General features: G+C 71.7%; 17 protein-coding genes, 1 rRNA gene and 2 pseudogenes. 8 read left to right on the top strand and 12 right to left on the bottom strand.

Going from position 1 to position 24316, the window contains the following annotated elements; genetic code table 11:
- Positions 1-8 precede the first annotated feature (8 nt).
- Entirely contained in the window at positions 9-701 is a 693-nt protein-coding gene (locus tag AB0L45_RS03375) for an HAD family hydrolase (RefSeq protein ID WP_365835547.1), read from the bottom strand.
- 60 nt (positions 702-761) lie between these two features.
- Positions 762-1274, bottom strand: coding sequence for a hypothetical protein (locus AB0L45_RS03380; RefSeq protein WP_365835549.1), 513 nt, complete (start codon positions 1272-1274; stop codon positions 762-764).
- Positions 1275-1628: 354 nt separating this feature from the next.
- On the opposite strand from AB0L45_RS03380, the gene AB0L45_RS03385 reads away from it, so the two are divergent.
- Positions 1629-2162 (top strand): Rv3235 family protein, encoded by a 534-nt coding sequence (locus AB0L45_RS03385; protein WP_365835551.1) that lies wholly within the window; start codon positions 1629-1631, stop codon positions 2160-2162.
- A gap of 130 nt (positions 2163-2292) precedes the next feature.
- Here AB0L45_RS03385 and secA read toward each other — a convergent pair whose 3' ends face one another.
- Positions 2293-5127 carry a preprotein translocase subunit SecA gene (gene secA / locus AB0L45_RS03390; RefSeq protein ID WP_365835553.1) on the bottom strand — a complete coding sequence of 945 codons (2835 nt, stop codon included), beginning with the start codon at positions 5125-5127 and terminating at the stop codon, positions 2293-2295.
- A gap of 365 nt (positions 5128-5492) precedes the next feature.
- On the opposite strand from secA, the gene AB0L45_RS03395 reads away from it, so the two are divergent.
- Positions 5493-6074: a GNAT family N-acetyltransferase gene (locus AB0L45_RS03395; protein WP_365835555.1), complete on the top strand. Its 582-nt coding sequence runs from the start codon at positions 5493-5495 to the stop codon at positions 6072-6074.
- Between the two features lie 258 nt (positions 6075-6332).
- On the top strand, positions 6333-7523 hold the full coding sequence (locus tag AB0L45_RS03400) for a crosslink repair DNA glycosylase YcaQ family protein (protein ID WP_365835557.1): 1191 nt from the start codon (positions 6333-6335) through the stop codon (positions 7521-7523).
- 245 nt (positions 7524-7768) lie between these two features.
- On the opposite strand, the gene AB0L45_RS03405 is transcribed toward AB0L45_RS03400, so the two are convergent.
- From AB0L45_RS03405 to mtnA, 8 genes and pseudogenes are all read right to left on the bottom strand, one after another.
- Complete coding sequence (locus AB0L45_RS03405) at positions 7769-8524, bottom strand: response regulator transcription factor (protein WP_365835559.1); 756 nt, start codon at positions 8522-8524, stop codon at positions 7769-7771.
- A gap of 236 nt (positions 8525-8760) precedes the next feature.
- A complete protein-coding gene (gene raiA / locus AB0L45_RS03410; protein ID WP_365835561.1) occupies positions 8761-9453 on the bottom strand; it encodes a ribosome-associated translation inhibitor RaiA in 693 nt (230 codons plus the stop codon).
- A gap of 319 nt (positions 9454-9772) precedes the next feature.
- Positions 9773-10168 (bottom strand): annotated as a pseudogene (locus tag AB0L45_RS03415) (ComF family protein); the annotation flags it as partial.
- Between the two features lie 795 nt (positions 10169-10963).
- A pseudogene (locus AB0L45_RS03420) lies at positions 10964-11281 on the bottom strand (hypothetical protein); the annotation flags it as partial.
- A 258-nt stretch (positions 11282-11539) separates the two neighbouring features.
- Entirely contained in the window at positions 11540-13375 is a 1836-nt protein-coding gene (locus tag AB0L45_RS03425; protein ID WP_365835654.1) for an LpqB family beta-propeller domain-containing protein, read from the bottom strand.
- Positions 13376-13436: 61 nt separating this feature from the next.
- Positions 13437-15542, bottom strand: coding sequence for an MtrAB system histidine kinase MtrB (mtrB, locus tag AB0L45_RS03430; protein WP_365835563.1), 2106 nt, complete (start codon positions 15540-15542; stop codon positions 13437-13439).
- A 430-nt stretch (positions 15543-15972) separates the two neighbouring features.
- Positions 15973-16650, bottom strand: coding sequence for a two-component system response regulator MtrA (gene mtrA / locus AB0L45_RS03435; RefSeq protein ID WP_030017937.1), 678 nt, complete (start codon positions 16648-16650; stop codon positions 15973-15975).
- Entirely contained in the window at positions 16647-17819 is a 1173-nt protein-coding gene (gene mtnA / locus AB0L45_RS03440) for an S-methyl-5-thioribose-1-phosphate isomerase (protein WP_365835566.1), read from the bottom strand. The genes mtrA and mtnA overlap by 4 nt, the downstream gene beginning before the upstream one ends.
- A 170-nt stretch (positions 17820-17989) precedes the next feature.
- Between mtnA and AB0L45_RS03445 the strand changes: the two genes are divergently transcribed.
- Genes AB0L45_RS03445 through AB0L45_RS03465 form a run of 5 tightly spaced genes read left to right on the top strand, consistent with a single transcriptional unit; the run spans position 17990 to position 23663 of the window.
- On the top strand, positions 17990-19435 hold the full coding sequence (locus AB0L45_RS03445; RefSeq protein WP_365835568.1) for a hypothetical protein: 1446 nt from the start codon (positions 17990-17992) through the stop codon (positions 19433-19435).
- A 28-nt stretch (positions 19436-19463) separates the two neighbouring features.
- On the top strand, positions 19464-20135 hold the full coding sequence (locus AB0L45_RS03450; RefSeq protein WP_365835569.1) for a DUF4129 domain-containing protein: 672 nt from the start codon (positions 19464-19466) through the stop codon (positions 20133-20135).
- Positions 20132-21397 carry a DUF4350 domain-containing protein gene (locus AB0L45_RS03455; protein ID WP_365835571.1) on the top strand — a complete coding sequence of 422 codons (1266 nt, stop codon included), beginning with the start codon at positions 20132-20134 and terminating at the stop codon, positions 21395-21397. The genes AB0L45_RS03450 and AB0L45_RS03455 overlap by 4 nt, the downstream gene beginning before the upstream one ends.
- Complete coding sequence (locus AB0L45_RS03460) at positions 21378-22343, top strand: MoxR family ATPase (RefSeq protein WP_365835573.1); 966 nt, start codon at positions 21378-21380, stop codon at positions 22341-22343. Before AB0L45_RS03455 ends, AB0L45_RS03460 begins: the two co-directional genes overlap by 20 nt.
- Before the next feature lie 9 nt (positions 22344-22352).
- Positions 22353-23663, top strand: coding sequence for a DUF58 domain-containing protein (locus AB0L45_RS03465; protein WP_365835576.1), 1311 nt, complete (start codon positions 22353-22355; stop codon positions 23661-23663).
- A 388-nt stretch (positions 23664-24051) separates the two neighbouring features.
- Here the strand turns inward: AB0L45_RS03465 and rrf are convergent.
- A 5S ribosomal RNA gene (rrf, locus tag AB0L45_RS03470) occupies positions 24052-24168 on the bottom strand.
- Positions 24169-24316: the final 148 nt, after the last annotated feature.

Genomic DNA, 24316 nt, shown 5'->3' on the forward strand with positions numbered 1-24316 from the left:
TCCACGCCCTACGCGGCTATCTCCTCCGCCAGCTCCACGGCCTCCGTCAGGGTGTCCACCACCGGCACCCCGGCGGCCGCCAGGCTGGCCCGGCTGTGCGACCCGCCCGTGTAGAGCACCGCGTGGGCGCCCACATGCCGGGCGGCCACCGCGTCGTCGACCGCGTCGCCGATCACGACCGTACGGTCCGGGGCTATCCGGCCCGCCCCGCCGTTCCCGGACGCGCCGGTGGCCAGCGCCGCCAGGTGGCGCACCATGTGCTCGCTCTTGCTGCCGCCGGACGGCCCCGTACGGCCGTCCACGCGCACGAAACGCGCCTCGATGCCGAAGCCGCGCACCAGCGGCATCAGCTCGTCGTGCCCGTACATGCTCAGGATCGACTGGCTGCGGCCCGCCTGCTGCCAGCTCTCCAGCAGCCGCTCCGCGCCCTCGGCGAGCCCGCACGCGGGCCGGTGGACGGCGTAGTGCCGGTGGAACGCCTCGTCCATGACCAGCCACTCCGCGTCCGTCGGCAGCCGGCCCAGCAGCCGCTCGTAGAACCGCGGGACCGGTACGCAGTACAGCTCCCGGTAGCGCTCCAGGGTGATCGAGGGCAGGCCGAGCTCGGCGAAGGCGGCGTTGGTCGCGCCCATCACGGCTTCGGTGTCGTGGAAGAGCGTCCCGTTCCAGTCCCAGACGATGTGCGTCGCGTGCGTCCCCATGTCCAAGACCGTACCCATGACCACTGACAGCGCAGTCACGGGCGGCCGAGCGCCCGGCGGTCAGCGCCCGGCGATCAGGTTCGGGATCTCCTGGACGCCGAACCACATCAGCTCGTGGTCCTCCGCGCCGTCGACCGTGAACCGCGCGTCGTCGTCGCCGAGGTCCGCGGCGCCCAGCGCGCCGGCGGCCGCCGCGACGTCCTCCTCCGCGTCGTCGGAGTCCACGTGCACCGCCGCGGCCTTCGCCATCGGCACCGGCCCGGCGATCCGCACCTCACCGAGCGCCGTCTGGTCCAGGCCCCGGTCGGGGTCGGCCACGGCCGCACCGTCCGGTACGTCCACGGCCACCACGACCCGGCGCCGCGGGGCCTGCGGGTCGGCCGCGAGCCGGCGCAGCGAGCCCTGCGCGGCCCGGTTGAGCGCCGCGTACTCCAGTTCCTCGATGTCGTCGGAGACGTACCACTCGCGCAGCGCGGGCGTGACGGCGTAGGCGTCCAGCGGGCCGGGGCCCAACTCCCCGGCCTCGTGCGCCGCCGCGAGTCCGGGCAGGGTCAGGGGGACATACACGCGCATGGCTGCCGCTTCCGCTCACATCACTGGGTCTGGAAAATCTGTCCGCCAGCATACGGGCGTGGGATGCGGCGGGAGATGCGGCGTCAGGTACGGGCGGGAGCCCGGTGCGCCACGGGCCGGCGTCCCCCTTCGTGCGCCCCTTCCGCCGCCCCGGCGCCGCCCCCTCCCGGATACGCGGTACCGCTCACCCGCACATCCGCCCGCTCTCCCCCTGATGGGTGAACTTCTGGCCGCCCGTACGGCCCCGCCGCCGGCCCTTGCTGCCGCCGATTTCCCGCCGGTAGAAGAACCCCACCGAAGCTACTCGCCGGTACCCACCGGTTGTCCGCCGGACCGGCCGAACGGGGGCCCACCATGCTCACCACCCAGCCCGACACCCTCCCGCCCGCCCGCACCCGCTCCCCCAGGACCTCGCCCGGTGCGGGGCCGGGCCGCCACCGCACCGGCCCACCGGGACGCCGGGACACCCGCCGCCCGGCCGGCCCCCGTACGGTCCCGGCACCGGTCCCCGCCTCAGCCGTCCGCGGCCCCGCTCCCCGCCTCCTGCCGCACGACTGGTTCGCCGAACAGCTGCTGCTCACCCTCAGCGGCCGGCGCCCCGTCCACGCTCTCCTGGGGCACGCCCTGCCCGCCGCGTACGACCGCCTCGTAGAACTGGCCCCGCAAGCACCCCTGAGGCCCACGGGCCACGGAGCGGGCCGCCGCGCACCGGCCCCCTCCGTGGCCCACTGCGGCCTCTGCCTGCCCCGCCGGGACGTCATCGAGGCCTTCGCCCGTATCGCCTCCGGCGAGCGGCTGCGCGCCCTCGCCTTCCGGCTGGAGCTGGGCCGCGACGCCCGGTGGCGCTGCGCCGCCCTCGACATCGGCCCGAGCACCCGTGTGTGGTGACGGCCGTACGGGCCCGGAGGCGGCCTGCCCGGAGGCGGGCCCCGCCGCTCCCGTACGCAACGAGCCGGGGCGCCGCAGCTTCCCGCTGCGGCGCCCCGGCCTCACCCGCCCGCCCAGGGGCGGTGTGCCGTCACTTCTTGCGGCGGCGCCCGCCGCTCTTCTGGGCCTTGCGGCGCTCCGCGCGCGTCAGACCGTCCGACTCCGAACGGGCCGGGGCCGCGTCCTCGCTGGTGAAGTCACCCTCGACGACACCGCCCTCGCCGTCCACGGTCGGCGCGGAGAAGTGCAGCCGGTCCGGGCGCTGCGGCGCCTCCAGGCCCTTCGCGTGGATCTCCGGCCGCCCGGCGCCGGCCCCGGCGGGCACGGCGTCCTGGACGTCCTTGTCCAGCGAGGTCTTCTCCTGGGCGTCCGCCACCGGGACCTCCTCGACCTGCTGCTCGACCTGGACCTCCAGGTTGAACAGGTAGCCGACCGACTCCTCCTTGATGCCCTCCATCATCGCGGTGAACATGTCGAAGCCCTCGCGCTGGTACTCGACCAGCGGGTCCTTCTGGGCCATCGCCCGCAGGCCGATGCCCTCCTGGAGGTAGTCCATCTCGTAGAGGTGCTCGCGCCACTTGCGGTCCAGGACGGACAGCACCACGCGGCGCTCCAGCTCCCGCATGATGTCGGAGCCGAGCTGCTCCTCACGGGCCGCGTACTGCTGGTGGATGTCCTCCTTGACGGCCTCCGCGATGAAGTCGGAGGTGATGCCGGCGCGGTCACCGGCCTCCTCCTCCAGCTCCTCGATCGTGACCTTGACCGGGTAGAGCTGCTTGAACGCGCCCCACAGGCGGTCCAGGTCCCACTCCTCCGCGAAGCCCTCGACCGTCTCCGCCTGGATGTAGGCGTCGATGGTGTCTTCCATGAAGTGCTTGATCTGCTCCTGGAGGTCCTCGCCCTCCAGGACGCGGCGGCGCTCGCCGTAGATGACCTCGCGCTGGCGGTTGAGCACCTCGTCGTACTTCAGGACGTTCTTACGGGTCTCGAAGTTCTGCTGCTCGACCTGCGACTGCGCGGACGCGATGGCGCGCGTCACCATCTTGTTCTCGATCGGCACGTCGTCGGGGACGTTGGCCATCGCCATGACCCGCTCGACCATCTGGGCCTTGAACAGGCGCATCAGGTCGTCACCGAGGGAGAGGTAGAAGCGGGACTCACCGGGGTCGCCCTGCCGGCCGGAGCGGCCACGCAGCTGGTTGTCGATACGGCGCGACTCGTGCCGCTCGGTGCCCAGCACGTACAGCCCGCCGAGGCTCTTGACCTCTTCGAACTCCGCCGCGACCGCAGCCTCGGCCTTCTCCAGGGCGGCGGGCAGCGCGGCCGCCCACTCCTCGACGTGCTCGACCGGGTCCAGGCCCTGGCTGCGCAGCTCGGCCTCGGCGAGGTCGTCCGGGTTGCCGCCCAGCTTGATGTCCGTACCGCGGCCGGCCATGTTCGTGGCGACCGTGACGGCGCCCTTGCGGCCGGCCTGGGCGACGATCGACGCCTCCCGGTCGTGCTGCTTGGCGTTGAGGACCTCGTGCGGCACGCCGCGCTTGGTCAGCTGCTGGGAGAGGTACTCCGACTTCTCCACGGAGGTCGTGCCGACCAGGATCGGCTGGCCCTTCTCGTGCTTCTCGACGATGTCCTCGACGACCGCGGCGAACTTGGCGACCTCGGTGCGGTAGATCAGGTCGGCCTGGTCCTTGCGGACCATCGGGCGGTTCGTCGGGATCGGCACGACGCCGAGCTTGTAGATCTGGTGGAACTCGGCGGCCTCGGTCATGGCCGTACCGGTCATACCGGAGAGCTTGTCGTAGAGGCGGAAGAAGTTCTGGAGGGTGATCGTGGCGAGTGTCTGGTTCTCGTCCTTGATCTCCACCCCTTCCTTCGCCTCGATGGCCTGGTGCATGCCCTCGTTGTAGCGGCGGCCGGCGAGGATACGGCCGGTGTGCTCGTCGACGATCATGACCTCGCCGTCGATGACGACGTAGTCCTTGTCGAGCTTGAACAGCTCCTTGGCCTTGATCGCGTTGTTCAGATACCCGACCAGCGGCGTGTTGACCGACTCGTACAGGTTGTCGATGCCGAGCCAGTCCTCGACCTTGCTGACGCCGGACTCGTGGATGCCGACGGTGCGCTTCTTCTCGTCGACGTCGTAGTCACCGGTCTCCTCGATACCGCGCTGCGGGTTGGCCGGCTCGCCCTTCTTCAGGCGCTTGACCAACTTCGCGAAGTCGCCGTACCACTTGGTGGCCGAGTCCGCCGGACCCGAGATGATCAGCGGCGTACGGGCCTCGTCGACCAGGATCGAGTCGACCTCGTCGACGATGGCGAAATTGTGGCCGCGCTGGACCAGCTCGTCCTTCGACCACGCCATGTTGTCGCGCAGGTAGTCGAAGCCGAACTCGTTGTTCGTACCGTACGTGATGTCGCAGTTGTACTGTTCGCGACGTTCGGCGGGCGTCATGTTGGCGAGGATGCAACCGACCGAGAGGCCCAGGAACTTGTGGACCCGGCCCATCATCTCGGAGTCGCGCTCGGCCAGGTAGTCATTGACCGTGATCAGGTGGACGCCCTTGCCGGACAGCGCGTTCAGATACGCCGGGAGGGTACCGACCAGGGTCTTGCCCTCACCGGTCTTCATCTCGGCGACGTACCCCAGGTGAAGGGCCGCGCCGCCCATCAGCTGAACGTCGTAGTGGCGCTGGCCGAGCACCCGCTTGGCGGCCTCACGGACGGTGGCGAACGCCTCGGGCAGCAGGTCGTCGAGCGTTTCGCCGTCCGCGAACCGCTCCTTGTACTCATCGGTCAGCGCCCGCAGCTCGGCGTCGGAGAGGGCCGCGAAGTCCTCCTCGATGGAGTTGACCTGGCCCGCGATGCGGTGCAGTTTGCGCAGGATCTTTCCTTCGCCTGCACGCATGAGCTTGTTGAAGACGGACACTTGGGCTGGTCTCCTTGCCGGTCGGGCCTGGCGCTGGGGGTACCCCCCGCCGCAGGCAGGGGGAGGGTGCGCGGGCGCGGCATTTTTCCAAGGGGCAGGCCCCGCCGCAACGGCCATCGTAAAGGAGGACCCCATCCGGCCGGGAGGTCCACCGCCGCGAAGCACACCGCTCCCCGGTGCACACCTTTCGCTACGAGAACGCACGAGGGGGCTGGAAGGTGCCGGGAGGGGGTGGGGAGGGGTGGGAAGGGTGTGGGGCGGGCAGCCGAGAGGCGGGGTCCGTAGGGGGACGGGATGGCGCTGGTCCTGGCCCCGGCCAGGGAAATCCGCTCGCCCCGCCCCCGCCGCCTCCCCACACTCCCCCTATGGAACCCGTCACGCTGACCACCGAGCGCCTCCTCCTGCGCCCCTTCGTCGCCGCCGACGCCCCGGCGGTGCACGCCGCCTGCCAGGACCCCGACATACCGCGCTGGACCTCCCTGCCGGCCCCGTTCGACATGGCACAGGCGCACGACTACATCGAGCGGAGCCACGAGGAGTGGCGCACGGACACCCAGTACCGCTTCGCGGCCACCACCAAGGCGGACGGCACACTGACCGGTGCCGTGAGCCTGTTCGCCATGTCGATGCGGGACAAGGAGCGACAGGCCGAGATCGGCTACTGGACGGCTCGGGAGCAGCGCGGCAAGGGCTGGACCGCCGAAGCCGTCCGCGAGGTCGCGCGCTGGGCCCTGACGGACCTCGGGATCGAACGGCTGGAGTGGCTCGCGGAAGTCGGCAACGGCGCGTCGCGCGGAGTGGCGCCCAAAGCCGGCTTCCGGATGGAGGGCACGTTACGCGCCAAGATCGCACACCGGGGCGCCCGGCGGGACGCCTGGATCGGTTCACTGCTCCCCGCCGACCTGGGACTGCCCTCCGAGACACCCCGTCAGCTGGGCTCGGCCTGACGGAGAAGCCCCCGGGCGAGAGAGTTCCGGGCGAGAAGGTTTCGGACGAGAAGGTTTCGGACGAGAAGGTTCCGCCTACCGCGCCCCGGCCCGGTCCGGCCCGGTCCGGTCCGGCCCGTAGGGGAACGCCCCGCCTACCTCTGCCGGCCCGGCCCCGCGCACCCCATCTGCCGCTCCCGGCCTGACGAGTTCAGGGCGGGCGGCCCGCCGGACATGCCGCCACGGGCATTGTCAGTGGTCGCTTCTACGCTGTGCCTCATGACAGCTGCGAAGCCCGCGAGGCCCGTGAAGCCGAAGCCCGTGACCACCCTGTCCGCCGACGACGCCCGGCGCATCGCGCTGCGGGCGCAGGGCTTCCTCGGCGCGCCGGACCGCCGCGCGGGGGTGCGGGGCGTCCTGCGGCGGCTGGGCGCGGTGCAGCTCGACACGATCTCCGTCCTGGCCCGCTCCCACGAGCTGGTCCCGTACGCCCGGCTCGGTGCCGTAGGCCGCTCCGCCGTCGAATCCGCCTACTGGTCGGGCGGTCACAGCTTCGAGTACTGGTCGCACGCCGCCTGCATCCTGCCCGTCGAGGAGTGGCCGCACTTCGCCTTCCGGCGCCGGGCGATGCGCGCGAGGGGCCACCGGTGGCACCGGATGGAGGACCGCGAGGGCTCCTGCGCCGCCGTACTGGACCGCCTGAAGGCCGACGGCCCGCTGACCACCTCCGACCTGGGCGGCGGCCGCAAGGGCGGCGAGTGGTGGGACTGGTCCGAGACGAAGATCGCGGTGGAGTGGCTGCTGGACACCGGCGAGGTGGTGTGCACGGAGCGCCGCGGCTGGAAGCGGGTGTACGACCTCGCCGAGCGCGCCATCCCTGACGACCTGCTGCACGACGACCTGGACGACACGGAGTGCATGCGCCGCCTGGTCGCCCAGGCCGGCGCCGCGATGGGCGTGGCCACCCGAGCGGACCTGGCCGATTACCACCGCCTGAAGAACGACCAGGTGGACGCCGTCGTCGAGGCGTCGGGCCTGGTCCCGGTCGAGGTCGAGGGCTGGGGCAAGCCCGCCTGGGCGGACCCCGCCGCCCTGGCCGAAGCGCCGCGCGGCCGCCACCGTACGACCCTGCTCTCGCCCTTCGACTCCCTCATCTGGGACCGCCCGCGTACGGCTCGCATCTTCGACTTCACCCACCGCCTGGAGGCGTACGTCCCGCGCGCCAAGCGGATACACGGCTATTTCGCGATGCCCCTGCTGACCGGCGGCCGGCTCGCCGGGCGGGTGGACCCGGCCCGCGAGGGCAGCACGCTCATCGCCCGCCAGGTCTCGCTGCGCGACGCCAAGGCCGTACGGCCGATGGCCCAGGCGCTGACGGAGGCCGCCCAGTGGGTCGGCTGCGACTCCGTACGCATCGAACGCTGCGACGACCCGGCGCTGCGGGCGGAGCTGGTGGCGGAGGTGTCGTGAGGGGGAGGTGCCTTGGGTGAGGTGTCCCGGAAGGGGGAGCCTGACCTGCCGTAACGGGCTCTCCGAGGTGGGTACTTTGAGGTGGGCACTTTGAAGTGCTCTCCACGATGGCCGGGGTCCGTGAGGCGGAGGCGGACGTCCGGCCCGGCTACGGCGGGATCCGGCCACCGTGCTGCTGCCCAGCCCAGCCCTGCCAGCCAGCCAGCCAGCCAGCCAGCCAGCAGGATCCTGCCCGCCCGCTCCACTCAGCGAATTTCGAGAATCTTCTCCCGCATCGCGTACACGACCGCCTCCATCCGGGAGTGCAGCTGCAGCTTCTCCAGGATGTTGCGGACGTGGTTCTTGACGGTGTTCTCGGAGATGAACAGTTCCTTGGCGATGTCACGGTTGTTCATGCCCGTCGCGACCAGCTTGAGGACCTCCAGCTCACGGTCGGTGAGCCGGGGCGCCGGCACCAGGCGGCGCTCGTCCGTCCGCTGGATCATCGACTTGAACTCGGTCAGCAGCTTGGACGCCATGGACGGGCTGATCTGCGACTGGCCGTCCGCCACCGCGCGGATCGCCGTCGCCACCTCGTCCGTGGAGATCTCCTTGAGGAGGTAACCGGTGGCGCCGGCCTTGATCGCGTCGTAGAGGTCGGCCTCCTCGTCGCTGATCGTCAGCATGATGATCTTCGCGCTGGGGGCCACCTCCTTGATGGAGGTGCACGCCTCGATCCCGCCGCGCCGGGGCATCCGTACGTCCATCAGTACGATGTCGGGCAGCAGGTCGGCGGCCTTGTCCACCGCCTCGGCGCCGTCCCCGGCCTCTCCGACGACCTCGATGTCCTCTTCATGGGCGAGCACGATCTCCAAGCCCCGGCGGAAGAGCGCGTGGTCGTCGACGACCAGGACCCGGATCGGCTCCTTGCGCGACACGCCCGCGTCCGTGCCGGCGCGGTCACCGACGCCGACATGGTCGTCGTCCGCTCCGCCGTGCACGGGCCCGAAGCTGTCCCCCATCGTTCCTCCCCGTCAACTACTCGGCCGGTGAAGGCCAGAGTTTGGATATAAGGCTGGTTGACTGCAGCCCGTTGCGGCCAGCCCGAACAACGCCATACAACCGTCTCCCCGGCATGTCGCCATTTCGTGCTCACAAGCTCCCTGGCTGGCACAAACACTATACGGCCTCAACTCCTGCCCCCCGCAGGCGCAATGGTGCCCCCGGGCGTACGCCGGGGGCACCACTTCAGCGGCCGTCAGCCGCCGAGCGCCCCACCGGCGCCACCGGGCTCCTCTCCCCCGAACGAGTCAGGGTTCAGATGGATGACGCCGTAGTCGTAGGCGTGCCGCCGGTAGACGACACTCGGCTGCTTGGTCTCGGCGTCGACGAAGAGGTAGAAGTCGTGTCCGACCAACTCCATCTCGTAAAGCGCCTGGTTGAGGGTCATCGGCGCCGCGGAGTGGGTCTTCTCGCGGACGACCAGGGGGCCTTCGCCCTGGATCTCCAGCGAACCCATCTTCGTCGTCGGCACCTGCTCCTGCGGCTCTCCGTCCACGGCGAGCCGACCGGTCTCGTCGAGCTTCGCCGCGTCCGGGACGCTCACCGCGACGTCACTCGCCGGGATGCGTCCGTTGCCGCGCCGTGAGTGGCGCTTGTCGTGCTGCTTGCGCAGCCGCGCTTCCAGCTTGGCCGTGGCCAGGTCGAGCGCGGCGTAGGGGTCGGCGGCGGCCGCCTCGGCCCGTACCACCGGGCCTCGGGAGCGGAGGGTGATCTCCACCCGATCGGAACGGTCGGCCTGCCGGGGGTTGGGCTCCTTGGACACCTCGACGTCCAGGCTGATCACCTTGCCGTCGAGCTTCTGGACCTTGTCCAGCTTCAGCTTCTCGGCCACGTGCTTGCGGAACCGCTCGGGCACCTCGGTCTTGCGGCCCTTGACGACGATGTCCACGCAGAACTCCGTTCCCGGATCACCCCGCTGCTACGCGCGGAGCGATTCCTTCTTGCACCAGGCTCCGGTGAGTGCCGAAGCCTCGGACTTGGCGACTTTCACCTCCTCCTCCCCCGTCGGCGAGGTCCCCACTCCCGTCATTTCAGGATCCCCGCAAAGACCCGTAAACGCACCTATCCCGGCATCTGAGGCAAAGCGTCAGCCAAGTCCTCACAACCGAACATAGCTCTCCCGGACGGGTGACGGCACCCCCTGGCTGGCACTAGCTCCGTTTGGGTGCTTTTTCGCCCCCGTTACCTGCAACGATGAATTTTCGCGGTCAGTTCCAGTTGATTTCGAAAGCACTCCGCGGCGCTGCCACCACACCCGCACCCGCCACCCTCCCCCCGGCGGCTCGCACCGCCCGCGCCGCCTCCGCCAGCGAAGCCCCGGTGGTCATCAGATCGTCCACCAGCACCACCGGGGCCGCCGGCAGCAGCCGCACGGCTCCGGGGACGACTGTCAGGGCTCCGGAGACGTTGGCCAGGCGTTGGCGGGCGCTGAGACCCGCCTGATCAGCAACCGTACGCCGCTGCCGCAGCGCACTGAGGACCCGAACGGGCACCCCTTCCCGCCGAAGGTCCCGAGCCGCCGCCAAAGCGATCCGCCGCACCGGATCATGCCCCCGCCCCGCCACCGCCCGCCGCGCCGAGGGCACGGGGACGAGGAGGAGGGGGGTGGTGAGGGTGGTGGGGGTGGTGAGTGAGGTGGGGGCTGTGGGGGTAGTGAGTGTAGTAGGAGCTGCGGGGACGGTGGTGGAGCGCGCATGGGCAGTGGCAGTGGATGCAGAGGTCCTGACGGGAGCCGAGGAACAGCCGGTCCCCATGCCCATCGCCCCGGCCCCACCCTGACCGACATCACTCAGCCCAGCACCACTCTGGCCAGCACCCCCCTGACCAGCACCGATGGACGCACACCCCGTGCCACACCCCCTGCCACGCCCCGGCCCCGGCGGTGGCAGCCCCGCTCCCACCCCCGCACTCCCCCCGCCACAACACGGCTCACCAGAGTGCGGACGCAGAACCCCCACCCCAGGGCTCCTCCCCTCCAAACCCGGCTCACCGAGGGCCGAGACCGGACCCCCCTCCCCCGAACCCACCCCAGCCGGACGCAGCCCACCACGGGGCACCTGCCCAGCACTCGACGCACCCCCCACCCCATCAGAACCCGATACCCCATCGGGTGAACCCACACTGCCCACCCCACCCGCCGAGCCCGGCGCCTCCACACCCCACGACTCACCACCAGACAGGCCCGCATCACCGCCCCCCACCTCCGGCGCCCCCGGCGTCCCCGCCGAGCGCGGCTCCCCACCGAATAGACGCACACCACCAACGCCCGAACCCGGAGTTCCCGCAGCACTCGCCCCGCCGCCAGACGGACCCGCAGCACCAGCCCCCGAGGCCCGCACTCCGCCAGGCCGAAGCTCACCCCCGTAAGCACACAGCGGACCTCCCCGCGCCCACAACCCACGCACAGCCCCCGCAAGCGCCTGCCCCAGCGGCCCGGCCAGCCGCAGCGCACCCCGCTCCTTGTGCGCGAGCAGCACCGCCCGCACCTCATCGGCGTACGGAGCAGCGGCCCAGGTGGGCGGAAGACCGGGCGGGACAGGGCGCGGACGCACCCTCCGGGGGCCCCGGGGGCCTCCCCCGCCCCCGCCCCCACTCCCCCTCGCCCCCCGGATCAGTGCCTTGTGGCACTCCTCGCACAGTTCCGTACGAGGTCGACCGCATCCGGCGCAGTCCACCGGTAGTACCAGACCGGTGATTTCCCGCCATACGCCCTGCATGGATCTACTGTCCCGCGGCGTGGGGCGGGGCACCACCCCCTGTGGATAACCCGGGTGACGGGCTGAATCCACCGCCGGCCCCGGCTCCGTCAGGCCCGACCCTGCCCAGCATGATCACGACGACAGCAGCCGCCCCCACGCCCCCACACCACAACCCCGACCGCCCCCACAATCACACCGGCACCGGCACCAGCCCCACCTCCAGCACCATCCCCCACACCAACCCCGCCCCCACACACACCAACCCCAACCCCCACCTCACCCCGGATAAACCGGCGCCGTCCCCTCCTTGGCCACCGTCTTCCAGTTCGCGTCCTGCGGCAGGCGCACTATTCCCTCGGCCCCGTCCGCGATCAGCGGCCGCGTCTCGTCCTCCGAAGCCGTCACCGCCTTGACCCCGTTGACGCCGGGCAGCGTCTGCACGCTCGACGCCGAGCCGTCCGTCTCCATGTACTGCATCTGCTGCACCCCGCCGGACTGCCTGCCCACGACCACCAGCCGGCTGCCGCCCGCCCACGAGGCCGCCACCACGTCCTCCAACTGGGGCGCGATGGGGCGCAGTTCCTCCACCGACAGCACCGGGTGCTGCGCCGTGCCGCCCCGTTCGACCCGGCCGAGCTGCAGCGTCGTACGTCCCTTGTCCTCGACCAGCACCGCGATGCGGATGCCGTCGGACGCCACCTTGATCGCCTTGATCCGCCGGTCGCCCAGGCCGGGCACCGTCACCACGTCGGGCGCGCCCTTGCCCGCGCGCAGGCGCAGCAGTCGAGAGCCCTTGTCGCTGCGGTCCGCTATCCACAGGTCGCCCAGGCCGTCCCAACTCGGTGCGGAGAACCCGTTCTTGGCCGTGCTGTGCAGCAGCGCCGGACCGCGTTCGGTGCCGTACTCCAGCGGTGCCACGTACAGTGACCGGCCGTCGGCCGAGACACCCGCCGCGGTGTCCTCCCCGTGCGAGATCGCGATCGAACTCAGCGGGATCTTGCCGGACCCGAAGGGCCCCGGCACCGGCCGCGGCTCCGTCGTCGTGTCGGGCATGCTGACCACCTTCTGGTCAGCGTCGATGAAGTACTCCTGAGCGGTCCGCCCGACGTGCTTACGTGGCGCGAACTCGCCGTTGGCGCGGTCCTGCGACAGGACACACAGCCGGTTGCCGCCCTCGTCCTGCAGCTCCACCTCACTGATCTTCGACGCCCTGGTGATGTCCTGGACGGTGAAGAACAGCTGGGCCGCCATCCGCCGGCACTGCCCCGGCCCGGCCGCGGCCGCCCGCTTGCTCAGCTTCACCCGCAGCGCGTTGGAGTCGTCGAGGGACAGGCCGCTGCTCTTGAGGGTGGTGCCCGTAGGGAACGCGGAGGCGGTGACCTGATTCAGCCAGTTCGTGGGCCCCTCCAGCAGCGCGGTCACGCTCGCGGTGACCGGGTCTATCCGCTGCCGCAGGTAGACGGGGTCGGCGACCAGCACGTTGTGGCCCGCCTTGGCCGACTGCGCCTCGGACTTGTAGTCCGCGAAGTAGTACTTGTTGACGGAACGGTAGATCCGCTGGAAGTCGGACTGCCCGAGCACCAGACCGTTGGGCAGCCGGTCGATACGCCACTGCCCGTCCTCCTTGGTCAGGTGGATGGTCTGCTTGTACGCCTGTTCCTCCGACGTGTAGGCGTGGTTGCGGTCGACGGTCGCGACCTGACTGCCGGACAGCGTGATCGTGTAGCCGTTCGGATCCTCGCGGTTGGCCTGCCCCACCGGCTCGGCCTTCGGACGCTGTTGCAGCACCTTCGTCGCGGAGAACGGCTGCCAGGTCTTCTTCGCCGCCTTGGCCAGATACTGCACGGCCGTACTGAAGTCCACCTCGTCGCTGGTCGTCGCGTCGAGGAAGCCACTGACGATCTCCGTGGGCTGCGCCCCGTCCTGGGGCGGCACACCGTAGACCCGTACCTGCGAGTCGGCCTCCGCCCGCGGCGACTGGTCGACCGACTGCATGTCGCCGCTGTCCGGCATCGTCGCGCATCCGGCCAGCAGCAACGCGCCGCACCCGAGCACCGCACCCGCACGCACGGCCCTGCCGCGCGTCCTCCCCGGCCCAGCGCCCACGACCACGCCCGTGTCCGTGTCCGCGTCCGCGTCCGCCCCGACTCTCCTGCCCGGCCCGACGCCCGTCTCAGTGCCCACGAACCTCGTCCTCCCGCTCAGCGCCCTCTCTGCCACCGTCCTTCCGGTCCGGACCGCTCCCATTCCCCTTGGCCGGCGCGCCATCGTGCCCGCGCGCCCCACCGCGTACGCCGTTGCTGCCCGCACTCCCGCCGGCCGCACCGTTCCGGCCCGCGCCGTCTCCCGCCGCACCGGCACCCTCCACGCCGGCACCCGTACGGGCATCCGTCCGCACCTCCGTACGCGCTTCCGGCGACCGCTGCGCGGGCGTATGCACGGCAGTGGCAGTACGCGCCGTGCCGTGCGTCTCCAGAGGCCACGGCTCCGCCAGTCGCTGCTGCGCCGGGATGGCGGCCGTTTTCCGTACCGCCGCCGCGCCACGCGGCAGTCCCGAGCCGGCCGCCTCCAGGTTGCGCCGCGAGTCCTCCGGTTCGAGCGGTATCGGCGAGCCGCGCAGCGCCTCTCCCGCCGTACGCGGCAGAGTCAGCCGGAACTGCGATCCGCCGCCCGGCTCACCCCACGCCTGCAGCCAGCCGCCGTGCAGCCGTGCGTCCTCGACCGCGATCGACAGGCCCAGCCCCGTACCGCCGGTCGTACGGGCCCGTGCCGGGTCCGCGCGCCAGAAGCGGTTGAACACCCGGGCCGCGTCTCCCGGCTTCAGGCCGACGCCGTAGTCCCGTACGGCGACGGCCACCGCGCCGCCGTTCCTGCCGCCGCCCGTGGCCAGCCGCACCACGACGTCCCGGCCCTCGCCGTGCTCCACCGCGTTGACGACGAGGTTGCGCAGCACCCGTTCGACCCGGCGGGCATCCGCCTCCGCGATCACTGGTTGTTCGGCGCCGCGTACCAGGATTCGGCTGCCCTTGCGCTCCGCCAGCGGCTCGGCGCCCTCGATGACGCGGTGCACCACGTCCCGCAGGTCGATCGGCTCGGCCTCCAGGGCGGCCGCGCCCGCGTCGAAGCGGCTGATCTCCAGCAGTTCGGCGAGCAGCGACTCGAAGCGGTCGAGCTGTCCGCGCAGCAGTTCGGCGGAGCGCGCCGTCACCGGATCGAAGTCTTCGCGCGCGTCGTGGATGACGTCGGCGGCCATCCGTACGGTGGTCAGCGGTGTGCGCAGCTCGTGCGAGACGTCGGAGACGAACCGCCGCTGCATCCGGGACAGCTCCTCCAGCTGCTGGATCTTGACCTGGAGGTTCTGCGCCATCTTGTTGAAGGATTCACCGAGGCGGGCGATGTCGTCCTCGCCGGTGACCTTCATGCGTTCCTGGAGGAGGCCGGCGGCCAGCCGCTCGGAGATGCCCGCCGCCATGCGTACGGGCGTGACGACCTGCCGCACCACCAGCCAGGCGATCGCGCCGAGCAGCACGACCACGAACACCCCGGCCGTCGCCAGGGTGCCCTTCACCAGGCTCAGCGACTTCTCCTCCTGGCTGAACGGGAAGAGGTAGTAGAGCTGGTACGGGTTGCTGTTGACGTCGTTGAGCCGCTTGCCGATGATGATCGCCGGCTCGCCCTCCTCCGACCCGACCCGCTTGATCTGCGTGGACTGGCGGAAGGTGCCGGTCTTGGTGTCCAGCATCTGGCGCATCTCGGCGGGCACGCTGCGCTCGGGGTCGACGTCCCCGGAGGCGCGCGGGCCCCGGGTGTCCGGGCTGCTGTCCCCGAAAGGCTCCTCGACGGCCGATCCGGAGCTGAGCGCCACCACGGAGAAGACGCCCTGCCCGCCGCTGGCGAGCTGTTCGACCAGGCTGGTCAGCCAGGTCGCGGAGTCCTGCGAGCCACGGCTGCCGGAGCGTACGGGGTCGTCGCCACGGCTGTCGGTGGTGCCGTCGGCCAGCTTCTGGGCCACGGCGAACCCGCCGGCCGCCTGGCTCTGCGCCGCCTGCCGCTTGGCTTCCAGCAGCCCGTTGCGGACCTGTCCGATGACCACGACGCCGAGCAGCAGCACCACGCCCAGCGACATCAGCAGGGTCGTGGCGACCACGCGGAGCTGGATGTTACGGCGCCACAGGCGCAGCGCGGGCAGCAGCGGACGGCGTATCCAGCGGCCGAAGAGCCGCAGCATCGGGTGGACGGGGCCGGCCGTGGCACCGTCGGGCAGCAGCCGCGCGGGCATGCCCCGGAGCCGGTCTCCCGGCCGCTCGGCCCGCCCCGGCCGGGCAGCGGCCCGCGCCGTCTCGCCGCCGGCCTGCTCAACGCCCCGCGCTCCATGATCACGGCCCTCGGCGTTCCGCCCGTCGGTCCGTTCGACGACCGCGGCCTGACCGGAGCTGGAGCTGGAGCCATTACCGGCGCCAGAGCCCGTACCGGCGCCAAGGCCGGCGTCTTCGAGCCCACTGCCCTGTCCGGGTGCCCGTCCGTCGCGTGCCGGCTCGTCCGAACCCTTGGTGGGTTGATCGGTCAGTCGATCGGGCAGTCGGCCGGACGGCCGGCTGGACCGCCGACCGGGCAGCCATCCAAACAAACGACCCGAAAGGGACATATCCCCCGCCGGGCGGACGGTCCGCCCCCGCTCGTCCTCCGGGGCCGAACCGTCCCGGGACATATCAGCTGGGCCCGGCCTTATAGCCGACGCCGCGCACGGTCACCACGATCTCCGGGCGCTCCGGGTCCTTCTCGACCTTGGAGCGCAGCCGCTGCACGTGGACGTTGACCAGCCGGGTGTCGGCGGCGTGGCGGTAGCCCCAGACCTGTTCGAGCAGCACCTCACGCGTGAACACCTGCCACGGCTTGCGCGCCAGCGCCACCAGCAGGTCGAACTCCAGCGGCGTCAGCGCTATCGACTGGCCACTGCGCTTGACCGAGTGCCCGGCCACGTCGATGACCAGGTCACCGATGGCCAGCTGCTCGGGCGCCGGCTCCTCCGAGCGGCGCAGCCGTGCCCGGATACGGGCCACCAGCTCCTTGGGCTTGAACGGCTTGACGATGTAGTCGTCCGCCCCCGACTCCAGGCCGACCACCACGTCGACCGTGTCACTCTTCGCGGTCAGCATGACGATCGGCACACCGGACTCGGCACGGATGAGCCGGCACACCTCTATGCCGTCCCTCCCGGGCAGCATGAGGTCGAGCAGCACGAGGTCCGGCTTGGTCTCCCGGAAGGCGGCGAGCGCCTTGTCCCCGTCGGAGACGAACGACGGTTCAAAGCCTTCGCCGCGCAGCACGATGCCGAGCATCTCTGCCAGTGCGGTGTCGTCGTCGACGACCAGGACGCGTCCCTTCATTCGGCCATCATCCCATTACCTGATCGTGACTTACCCAATCGTGATGTGGAACACAGCTCCGCGAGGCCGCCCGGAGTGACCGGCGAGACCACTCCGGCTTCGGTGACGATGGCCGTCACCAGGTCGGCCGGCGTCACGTCGAAGGCCGGGTTGTAGGCCAGCGCGCCCAACGGAGCCACCGGCACCCCGGTCCCGGCCTCCGTTCCGGCACCGGGCACACAGGGCACCGCGATTTCCGTCACTTCGTGCCCGGGCCGCTGCTCCACCTCTATGAGCGCACCGTCCGCCGTGTCCAGGTCCACCGTGCTGGTCGGCGCCACCACCACGAACGGCACGTGGTGGTACCGGGCCAGCACGGCCAGCGGATAGCTGCCCACCTTGTTGGCGACCGCGCCGTCCGCCGTGATCCGGTCGGCGCCGATCAGTACGGCGTCCACCTCGCCCGCCGCGAAGAGCGACCCGGCCGCCCCGTCCGCGAGCACCGTGTACGGCATACCCGTACGCGCCGCCTCGTACGCGGTCAGCCGCGCGCCCTGCAGCAGCGGCCGCGTCTCGTCGACCCACAGCCGTCGCAGCTCGCCGGCCCGGTGTGCCGCCAGCGCCACCGCCAGGGCGGTGCCCTCTCCTCCGGAGACCAGTGCGCCGGTGTTGCAGTGGGTGAGGATGCGGTGCCCGCCGCCGGGCACCAGCTCGCCCAGGAGCGCCAGCCCGTGCGCGGCCATCCGGGTGCTGGCTTCGGCGTCCTCCGCGTGGACCGCCCTGGCCTCGGCCAGTGCCGCGGCAGCGGCCCGCTCTGGGCCCGCCCCGCTCTCGACGGCGTCCCGGTAGGCGCCTGCCGCCCGTCGGACGCCGTACTCCAGGTTGACCGCCGTCGGCCGGGCGTGCGCCAGGGTGTCGGCCGCGTCGGCCACGTCGAACCCCCGAGAGGCGGCCAGGGCGACTCCGTACGCCCCGGCGATGCCCAGCAGCGGAGCGCCGCGCACAGCCAGCGTTCGAATCGCCTGCACCAGAGCCGGAACGTCCGTACACACCAGTTCGACTTCTTCGGACGGCAGCCGTGTCTGATCGAGGAGAACCAGTACGGGCCCCTCGGGAAGCTCCTCCCAACGCAGTGACGGAACCACGGGAGCGTCGGCGCCCGCCTCGGACTTCTCGTAGCGATCGGCCATCCGCCCAGTCTGCCGCCGACAACGGGCGGAGCAGAAGGGCCCCCTCGTGCAAGGGCGCTCCATCGGACAAGGGTCCGGGGACGCGGGCGCCTGTGCCATGACACGATGACAGGCACTGCGGACGCCGCACCCCGGCCGTTCGAACGGGCGGGAAGCATGAAGGAGCGACGATGAACAACTCTCCGGGCTGGGCCTCGCCCGGATCCTCCCCTTCCGACGAGCCGGACCACGCCGCGCAGGGCCGTCCCGGCGCCGCGGAACCCGCCGACTCGAACACTCCCGCCGGCTCTGCCGGTACGGCAGGCCCCACGGAACCCTCGGGCCCGGCCGACGCCGCGCCGGCCGGTGACTCCTCGGTACCTCCGCAGTGGTCCAAGGAGCAGCCCCCGGCCCAGCAGTGGTCCGCGCCCGCCGGCGGCTCCGGCCGCGGCGGACAGGGCGGTCCCGGGCCGCAGGGTGGTCCCGGCGGTCATGGCGGCTGGGGCGGCCGTCAGCCCGCTCGGGGCGGTCAGCCGGGGTGGGGAGGACAGCCGGGGTGGGGCGCCCCTTGGGCACCGCCGCCGGCGGCCAAGCCCGGCGTGATCCCGCTGCGCCCGCTCGGCGTCGGCGAGATCCTGGACGGCGCGGTGTCCACCATGCGCGCCCACTGGCGCACCGTCCTCGGCATCTCCCTGATCGTGGCGGTCATCGCGCAGACCGCGGACACGCTCGTCACCGGGCTCTGGTTCCGCAAGGCCGGTGACCTGACCCCCTTGCAGAACAACCCCGACGCCAGCTTGAACGAAGTGCTGGACGCCTTCGGCTCCGCTCTCGCGGGAACCGCCGTCACCTCGCTGATCGGACTGCTCAGCACGATCGTCATCACCGCGATGCTCACCATCGTCGTCAGCCGGGCCGTCCTGGGGCGCTCGGTGACGGCCGGTGAGGCCTGGCGGGACTCCCGCGGCCGGCTGCCGCGGCTGCTCGGCCTGCTGCTTCTGCTGCCCCTGATGGCTTCGGCCGTCATCGCCGTGGGCACGGTGCCGGGCATCATCGTCGCGGCCGTGAGCCCGGGCGCTCCCGCCGCGCTGCTCGTCATGCTCGGCGGCCTGGCCGGAGCCGTCGTGGGCGTCTGGCTGTGGGTCCGCTTCAGCCTCGCCGCTCCGGCGCTGATGCTGGAGAAGCAGGGCGTCATCGCCTCCATGCGCCGCTCCGCCAAGCTGGTGCGCGGCGCCTGGTGGCGGGTGCTGGGTGTCCAGCTCCTCACGTACCTGCTGGTCGTCGTCGTGCAGATGATCGTCCAGGTGCCGGCCACCATCGTGGCCGTCCTCCTCGGCGGCGAGAGCTTCACGGCCTGGACCAGCGGGGAGGGCGGCACCGGCTGGACGTTCCTGATCGTGCTGGCCGTCGGCACCGTGATCACCTCCACGGTCACCTACCCCATCAGCGCGGGCGTCACGGCGCTCCTCTACATGGACCAGCGGATCCGCCGCGAGGCCCTCGACCTCGAACTCGCCCGCGCCGCCGGCCTGCCCGGCTACGGTGCGGACGTGCCCGGCCCGCAGGCTCCGGGCCCGCACGGCCCCGGCCCGGACAGCACCGGGCAGGGCCCCGCCGGCAGCACTCCGGGAAGCTGATGCGGTGACGGGGGCGGGGAGGTCTGCTGTGCTCACGCGTCTGCTGCCGGGCTCCGGCGAGGACGGGCCGGTGAGGGTGCCGCGGGTGCCCGCCCGTGAGGCGGCCGCACGCGAACTCGCCGATCCGCGGTACCACCAGAACGACCCGAGCCTGCTCCGGCGCGCCCTGGACTGGTTCTGGGACCGCATCGGTGACCTCTTCGAAGCCGCTGCCGGGGCCACACCGGGCGGCTGGACCGGCCTCCTCGCCATCGTTCTCCTGGTCCTGCTGCTCGCCGTCGCCCTCCGGCTCCGGCTGGGCGCCCTGCGCCGCACCCCCGTCACCCGGGGCGGCGCGCTCTTCGGGGACCGTCCGCGTACGGCCGCGGAAGACCGCGCCGCCGCCGAACGGCACGCGGCCGACAGCCGCTGGACCGAAGCCGTCCAGGAACGGATGCGGGCCATCGTCCTCGCTCTGGAGGAACGCACCCTGCTCACCCCGGGGCCGGGCCGTACCGCCGACGAAGCCGCCTCGGAGGCGGGCCGGGCCATGCCCGCCCACGCCGAGCGCCTGCACCGTGCCGCCCGTACCTTCGACGACGTCACATACGGCGGCCGCCAGGGAACCGCACAGGAATACGCCGCCCTGAGCACCCTCGACACCGATCTCCAGCGGAGCAAGCCCCAGCCGGTTGCCGTTTCCCACCGGAGCGGCGCATGAGCACCGGCCCGACGACCGGCACCACCCCCGGCACCGCCTCCGACACCGCGACCGGCACCACATCGCTCGCGCCGGTCAAACGCCGCCTGTGGACCCGCTCGCGCGGGCTGCTCGCCGGGCTCCTCATTCTCGTTCTGAGCGGCGTCGGGCTCGCCGTCCTGCGGTCCGGCGACCAGCACGGCCGCCTCGACCCCCGGTCCGTGGACCGCTACGGCAGCGGCGCGGTCGCCGCGCTCCTCGCCGACCGCGGTGTCGACACCCGCGTCGTGACCACCACGGATGAGGCCGCCGCCGCAGCTGGCCCGGACACCACCGTGCTGGTCACCGACCCGGACCTGCTGACCCGCCGCCAGCTGGACACCCTCCACCGAGCCGTCGGCCGCACGGCGGGGCGCACCGTCCTGCTCGCACCGGGCACGGCCGCCCTGGACACCTTCGCGCCCGGCACCGGGACCGAGACACCCACCAAGGTGCAGCCGCTGTCGCCGGGCTGCGCTCTGCCCGCCGCGCGGGCCGCGGGCGACGCCGAACTCGGCGGTCTGCGCTACTCGACGGCCGTCCGCACCGCCGACCGCTGCTATCCCAGCGACGGCGCGGCCACCCTGCTGCGCCTGCCCTCCACGGCCGGCGGCGACACGGTCCTGCTCGGCGCCCCGGACATCCTCTACAACCACCGCCTCGCCGAACGCGGCAACGCCTCGCTCGCCCTGCAACTGCTCGGTCCGCACAAGCATCTGGTCTGGTACCTCCCCTCCGTCAGTGACCCTTCGTCCACGCAGGACGACCGGCGCGGCTTCTTCGACCTCATCCCCTCCGGCTGGCGCTGGGCGCTGCTCCAGCTCCTCGTCGCAGCCGCCCTCGCGGGCTTCTGGCGGGCCCGCCGGCTCGGCCCGCTCGTCCCCGAACGGCTCCCGGTCAGCGTCCCCGCCGCCGAGACGACGGAGGGACACGCCCGCCTCTACCAGCAAGCAGGCGCCCGCGACCGGGCTGCCGACGTCCTACGAGCCGCCACCCGCACCCGGCTCGCCCCGCTCACCGGCGTGTCTCCCACACACGCCCATACCCCCGACATCCTTCTCCCGGCGGTCGCCGCGCGGCTCCCCGCCGATGCGGAGACCGGCACCGGACTGCACTCCCTGTTGTTCGGGCCCGCGCCCGCCGACGACAAGGCCCTGGTCACCCTGGCCGACCAGCTCGACAACCTCGAACGTTCGATCCTGTCCCCAGAGAGGCACGCCCCCCGTGAGCACCCCGACAGCTGACAGCGCCCGAGCCTCACTGGAGGCCGTACGCACCGAGATCGCCAAGGCCGTCGTCGGCCAGGACCCGGCCGTCACCGGCCTGGTCGTCGCGCTGCTCTGCCGCGGACACGTCCTCCTCGAAGGCGTCCCCGGGGTCGCCAAGACCCTGCTCGTCCGCGCACTCTCGGCAACCCTGGAACTCGACACCAAGCGCGTTCAGTTCACCCCCGATCTCATGCCGAGCGACGTCACCGGCTCACTCGTCTACGACTCCCGCACCTCGCAGTTCTCCTTCCAGCCCGGCCCGGTCTTCACCAACCTGCTGCTCGCCGACGAGATCAACCGCACCCCGCCCAAGACCCAGGCGTCCCTGCTCGAAGCCATGGAGGAACGCCAGGTCACCGTCGACGGCACGCCTCGCCCGCTTCCCGAGCCGTTCCTGGTCGCCGCCACACAGAACCCCGTCGAGTACGAAGGCACCTATCCGCTGCCCGAGGCCCAACTCGACCGTTTCCTGCTGAAGCTGACGGTCCCGCTGCCCGCCCGCCAGGACGAGGTCGACATCCTCACCCGGCACGCCCAGGGCTTCAGCCCGCGCGACCTCGACGCGGCCGGGCTGCGTCCCGTCGCCGGCCCCGCCGATCTGGAAGCCGCCCGGGCCGCGGTGGCCAAGACCGCCGTATCCCCCGAGGTCACCGGTTACATCGTCGATATCTGCCGTGCCACGCGCGAATCCCCCTCGCTCTCCCTCGGCGTTTCACCCCGAGGCGCCACCGCCCTGCTCTCCACCTCCCGGGCCTGGGCCTGGCTCACCGGCCGCGACTACGTCATCCCCGACGACGTCAAAGCCCTGGCCCTGCCCACACTCCGGCACCGCGTCCAGCTCCGCCCGGAGGCCGAGATGGAAGGAGTCACCGCCGACTCCGTCATCAACTCCGTCCTCGCCCACCTTCCCGTCCCCCGCTGAGACCGAGCCGTGGCCCTGACCGGACGCACCGCCCTCATCTCCGCCCTCGGAGCTCTCTTCGTCGGCCTGCTCCTGCCGAGCTGGACCGGCATCCTCACCGTCCAACTCGCCTTGCTGCTAGCAACTTTGTGCGACCTGGCCCTCGCCGCGCCAGTGCGGAAGCTCCAGTTCACTCGAACCGGTGAAACATCCGTTCGACTCGGCGGCGAAGCCCGCACCCACCTCGCCCTCACCAATCCGGGCCGGCGCCCCCTGCGCGCCCACCTCCGCGACGCCTGGCCCCCCAGCTCGTTCGCCCCCGGCACCGAAGTGGCGGCGTCCCGCCACCGCATCGACGTCCCCGGCTCCGAGCGCCGCCGCGTCACAACGACGCTGCACCCCACCCGCCGCGGCGACCACCACGCCGTCCGCGTCACGGTCCGCTCCTACGGCCCCCTCGGCCTCGCGGCCCGCCAAGGCAGTCACCACGTCCCGTGGACCGTCCGCGCCCTGCCGCCCTTCACCAGCCGCAAGCACCTGCCCGGGAAGCTGGCCCGGCTGCGCGAACTCGACGGCCGCACCAGCATCCTCACCCGCGGCGAAGGCACCGAGTTCGACAGCCTCCGCGACTACACCCCCGGCGACGACACCCGCTCCATCGACTGGCGCGCCACCGCCCGCCGCCAGTCCGTGGCCGTACGCACCTGGCGCCCGGAACGCGACCGCCGCATCCTCCTGGCCCTCGAAACCGGCCGCACTTCGGCCGGCCGCGTCGGCGACACCCCACGTCTGGACGCCTCCATGGACGCGGCCCTGCTGCTCGCGGCCCTGGCGTCCCGCGCCGGCGACCGCGTCGACCTTCTCGCCTACGACCGCCGGGTACGAACCTCCGTCCAAGGCCGCGCGGCGGGCGACCTCCTGCCGGCCCTGACCGACGCCCTCGCGCCCCTCGAACCCGAACTCGTCGAAGCGGACGCCCGCGGCCTGGCCGCCGCCATCCACCGCAGTACGCCGCGCCGCTCCCTGATCGTCCTGTTCACCGGCCTGGACACGGCCCCGGTCGAGGAAGGCCTGCTGCCCGTCCTCCCCGGCCTGACCCAGCGCAACGAGGTCATCGTCGCCGCGGTGGCGGACCCCCGTACGGAAGAAATGGCCGCCGGCCGCCACACGCCCCAGGCCGTGTACGCCGCAGCCGCCGCCGAGCAGACCCGCGCGGCCCGCCGCCGCACCGCGGACCGCCTGCGTCGCCACGGCATCACAGTCATCGACTCCACACCGTCCCGCCTCGCCCCCGACTTGGCGGACGCGTACCTCTCCCTCAAGGCTTCCGGACGCCTGTAGGCGTTCTCGGCTGCTGGTAGACGAGCTGCGTTGCGCGGTGGGCATACGTCTGGCTTGCGTGTGTCATACGTGCGGCACACGGGTGAGAACCGTACGCGTGGGTGCTTGCCGGAGAAGGCACAGGGCCGGGTCCAGGGGCTGGTGGTGCACAGACGTAATGACGCCGGCGCCAAGTAAGTAAGTAGCCAAGTAAGGGCATCCAGGCAGAGGCTCAGGTCTTACGTCTCCGCTCCGAGTGCACAGTCAGCTGGTCCCTCTCCGCCTGTACCTCATCCAGCACAAAGGGCCCCGCGCCGTATGGTGCGGGGCTCTGGAGACGCGTTGCTTGGGAGCGCAAAAAAGCTCCGGTCCCTGAACCACAAGGTTCAGGGACCGGAGCTGAAAAATTGTTCGGCGGCGTCCTACTCTCCCACAGAGTCCCCTCTGCAGTACCATCGGCGCTGAAAGGCTTAGCTTCCGGGTTCGAAATGTAACCGGGCGTTTCCCTAACGCTATGACCACCGAAACACTATGAAGATAACAAACCAGCCAGCAAAGGCGTTCGTTACTTCAGAACTAACACAGTGGACGCGAGCAACTGAGGACAAGCCCTCGGCCTATTAGTACCAGTCAACTCCACCCGTTACCAGGCTTCCATATCTGGCCTATCAACC

The sequence above is a fragment of the Streptomyces sp. NPDC052496 genome (assembly GCF_040679095.1).
Taxonomy (GTDB): domain Bacteria; phylum Actinomycetota; class Actinomycetes; order Streptomycetales; family Streptomycetaceae; genus Streptomyces.

What these genes read in the sequence shown, in the direction of transcription:
- AB0L45_RS03405 (WP_365835559.1), bottom strand. Translation starts at nt 8,524, where the DNA reads ATGGGGGACAGCTTCGGGCCCGTGCACGGCGGAGCGGACGACGACCAT.
- AB0L45_RS03445 (WP_365835568.1), top strand. Translation starts at nt 17,990, where the DNA reads ATGAACAACTCTCCGGGCTGGGCCTCGCCCGGATCCTCCCCTTCCGAC.
- AB0L45_RS03395 (WP_365835555.1), top strand. Translation starts at nt 5,493, where the DNA reads ATGGAACCCGTCACGCTGACCACCGAGCGCCTCCTCCTGCGCCCCTTC.
- mtnA (WP_365835566.1), bottom strand. Translation starts at nt 17,819, where the DNA reads ATGGCCGATCGCTACGAGAAGTCCGAGGCGGGCGCCGACGCTCCCGTG.
- AB0L45_RS03455 (WP_365835571.1), top strand. Translation starts at nt 20,132, where the DNA reads ATGAGCACCGGCCCGACGACCGGCACCACCCCCGGCACCGCCTCCGAC.
- mtrA (WP_030017937.1), bottom strand. Translation starts at nt 16,650, where the DNA reads ATGAAGGGACGCGTCCTGGTCGTCGACGACGACACCGCACTGGCAGAG.
- AB0L45_RS03375 (WP_365835547.1), bottom strand. Translation starts at nt 701, where the DNA reads ATGGGGACGCACGCGACGCACATCGTCTGGGACTGGAACGGGACGCTC.
- AB0L45_RS03380 (WP_365835549.1), bottom strand. Translation starts at nt 1,274, where the DNA reads ATGCGCGTGTATGTCCCCCTGACCCTGCCCGGACTCGCGGCGGCGCAC.
- mtrB (WP_365835563.1), bottom strand. Translation starts at nt 15,542, where the DNA reads ATGCCCGCGCGGCTGCTGCCCGACGGTGCCACGGCCGGCCCCGTCCAC.
- AB0L45_RS03385 (WP_365835551.1), top strand. Translation starts at nt 1,629, where the DNA reads ATGCTCACCACCCAGCCCGACACCCTCCCGCCCGCCCGCACCCGCTCC.
- AB0L45_RS03400 (WP_365835557.1), top strand. Translation starts at nt 6,333, where the DNA reads ATGACAGCTGCGAAGCCCGCGAGGCCCGTGAAGCCGAAGCCCGTGACC.